Consider the following 2,813-nt stretch of genomic DNA (forward strand, 5'->3'; position numbering starts at 1 on the left):
CAGGGCGGGAAAATTGGATTATGAGCACATTAGATTTAATAAGGTTTATAACATCTCCTTTAGTTTGGTTTATTATTGGTTGGTATTCTAGTAGGTCTAACACTGATAGAGGGGTAAAGGCTGGCTTTATTACAGGTTTTAAAATATTTATAGGTTTTTTAGCTTTTGAATTGTCATTAATAGGAATTTATTACTTATCAGTGAATAATTAAGATACCTTTTCCCCTATCAATGAAGCTAAAAGGCGTAATTGATAGGGGAAAAGGTATCCATGGGGTGCGGGAACTCCCGCTTCTATGGATTTCAGCAATTTTATGTCTTCCGGCGATGCCTAAAAATTCAAAAATAGGCAAAAATCAGCGCAAACGGGCGCAATAAAATGCCAAAGCCAAAACCCGCAAACTGTTTTAAAGAAGACGGTTTGCGGGTTTTTGTTTATGCGCAAAACAGAAGCCCGGGCGGTTTAGGCAGCAAATCGACCAAAGTTAAAAACTGGGAAAAAGAAATGCCGAACCGTCCGACCGTCCTAAAGATTGAATATCATCATAGCCGCATAGCAGGCTGAATAAATAAGGAAAATGCAATGAATGTAATAGGATTGGATATTTCAAAAGACACCATAGACGTAACATTGATTACGGCCAAAGGCGAAATGGACTATATAAAAATCGGAAACAGTCATGAAGGTTTTGAAAAACTGATTGCCTGGATAAAAACTAAGAGAGTTAGAAAAATTGCTATAAGCATGGAGGCAACAGGCGTTTATTACGAACAGGCGGCGGAATACTTGAGCGCAGTCTATATCGTTTACGTCATCAATCCACTGAAAATCAAAGATTACGCAAAAAGCCAGTTCAGCCATACCAAAACAGACAAAGCAGATTCAAAGCTGATAGCCGATTATGCAAAACGGCATTTAGATAAATTGACACCGTTTAGGCAGTCTGAAAATCCAACGTTGTACAAACTGATAAACCTGCTTCAGCAACTCAAGCAACAGAAGCACGAAAGCCAGAACAGGCTACATGCCGCTAAAGATCCGTTTATAAGGTCAACTCACGAATCAATCATCCTGCTGCTCTCAAAGAAAATAGACGACACCTCAAAACGCATAGACGGCATAATTAAGCAGCAAAAAAGCCTGAATGCCGAATATCAAAACCTGCAAACCATACCCGCCATTGGCAAAGATACTGCTGCAATCTTACTTAGGCATCTGACGGATAAAACCTTCAGAACCGCAAACCAATTCGTATCATTCGCCGGATTAAGTCCCAAAATTGAACAGTCTGGTAGCAGCGTGAATAAAAAAGGCAGATTGAGCAGATACGGACATCGACAACTAAAACGCGCCTTGTTTATGCCCGCTTTGGTTGCCTATCGGATAAACGCATTTCCGCAACTGGTCAAAAATTTGGAAGCGGCCAAAAAACCGAAGATGGTCGTAATCGTCGCCATAATGCGGAAACTCGCAAAAATAGCCTACTACATCCATAAGACACAAAAGCCGTTTGACAAAGCGCGCCATCAGACGGTTTAACATAAACATACAAAACAAAACGGCTGCAAAAAGCAGCCGTGCATTGTTGTATCTGACATAAATGCAATAACTAAATAGTTAATAAAAACAGTAATATACAATAATATCCTAATTTAATATTTGACATTGCAATATATCATCTTTTTCAATAATCGGGACATACAGGCCGGACGGTAAGCCGGGTTCTGTCTCGGACAGTCATTCCTCTAGGCACACCATTACTGATGCACTCCAGCAACCTACCCGAACGCTCGGCGAGCAGCGTCAAAGCGTTCTGTTTGGTCTTGCTCCGGATGGGGTTTAGCCTGCTGCGCCTTGTTACCAAGTGCACGGTGCGCTCTTACCGCACCTTTTCACCCTTACCCGTTCCGCCCGAAGGCGGCCGTCGGCGGTATTGCTTTCTGTTCCACTTTCCGTCGCGTTTCCGCGCCCGGCCGTTAGCCGGCATCCTGCTCTGCGGAGCCCGGACTTTCCTCCCCGTATGCCTTACGCGATACGCGGCGACTGTCTGTCCGGCCTGTATGAAACACGGATTATAACACAATGAAAACATACCGTTTGAGTATAAAAACGACCATTCATCACGCTTTTTGCATATTTTACACTAAAAAAATGCAAATAAAATAAACCGTTTAACTAAAAATGATACCGTTCGTCGTAAAAATTAGATGACATAAAAATAAAACACGCATAGAATGATTTTTACATAACTATTTTAAATTGAGAACATTACGATGAAAACACCTTACCCCCATATCTTATCCTGTATTGCCGTTTCGATATTAACAGCCTGTGGAGGAGGTGGCGGAGGCGGCACACCGTCTGTCGCGCCAACCCCGACTTACCCGATTGTCCAACCGGGCAATATTCCGAATCCATCCGGACAAACGGAAAGAACGGCAACCTCTCCTGCCGGTAATCAAGCTGATGCAAATAATGCTTTAGAAGCATCTGAAGAAAATATTTATAAAGAAGTAGAAAATTCCGTAAATTCAACACAAACGTCGTCTGAAAACCAGAATCAAGACGTAAAAGCGGATAGCAACGACAAAGCCGAAGCTGAACGAAAAGTCGCTGAAGAAGCTGCAAAAGCTAAAGCCGAAGCCGAGCGCAAAGCTGCCGAAGAAGCTGATAAAGCTAAGGCTGAAGCCGATCGCAGGGCTGCTGAGGAAGCTGCAAAATTAGAAGCGGAACGCAAAGACCGCTGAAGAAGCTGCAAAAGCCAAAGCTGAAGCCGAGCGCAAGACCGCTGAAGAAGCTGCAAAAGCCAAAG

At 43.0% G+C, this 2,813-nt stretch carries 3 protein-coding genes and 1 other RNA gene; 3 read left to right on the plus strand and 1 reads right to left on the minus strand.

The window, feature by feature from the left end; translation table 11 throughout:
• Together NSCA4_RS15060 and NSCA4_RS0107270 are read left to right on the plus strand one after the other, a co-directional pair.
• Positions 1–212, plus strand: a 212-nt coding sequence (locus NSCA4_RS15060) for a hypothetical protein (RefSeq protein WP_218015745.1), incomplete at its 5' end; no start/stop codon positions are given.
• 371 nt (positions 213–583) lie between these two features.
• Entirely contained in the window at positions 584–1,540 is a 957-nt protein-coding gene (locus tag NSCA4_RS0107270; protein ID WP_016687517.1) for an IS110 family RNA-guided transposase, read from the plus strand.
• Positions 1,541–1,698: 158 nt separating this feature from the next.
• Here the strand turns inward: NSCA4_RS0107270 and rnpB are convergent.
• Positions 1,699–2,060: RNase P RNA component class A (rnpB, locus tag NSCA4_RS13350), an RNA gene on the minus strand.
• 214 nt (positions 2,061–2,274) lie between these two features.
• Here rnpB and NSCA4_RS0107275 point away from each other — a divergent pair.
• Positions 2,275–2,748 (plus strand): hypothetical protein, encoded by a 474-nt coding sequence (locus tag NSCA4_RS0107275; RefSeq protein ID WP_016687518.1) that lies wholly within the window; start codon positions 2,275–2,277, stop codon positions 2,746–2,748.
• Positions 2,749–2,813 lie beyond the last annotated feature (65 nt).

Source organism: Neisseria sicca 4320, assembly GCF_000193735.1.
In the GTDB taxonomy this organism is placed as follows: Bacteria; Pseudomonadota; Gammaproteobacteria; order Burkholderiales; family Neisseriaceae; genus Neisseria; species Neisseria sicca_E.

What these genes read in the sequence shown, in the direction of transcription:
- NSCA4_RS0107270 (WP_016687517.1), top strand. Translation starts at nt 584, where the DNA reads ATGAATGTAATAGGATTGGATATTTCAAAAGACACCATAGACGTAACA.
- NSCA4_RS0107275 (WP_016687518.1), top strand. Translation starts at nt 2,275, where the DNA reads ATGAAAACACCTTACCCCCATATCTTATCCTGTATTGCCGTTTCGATA.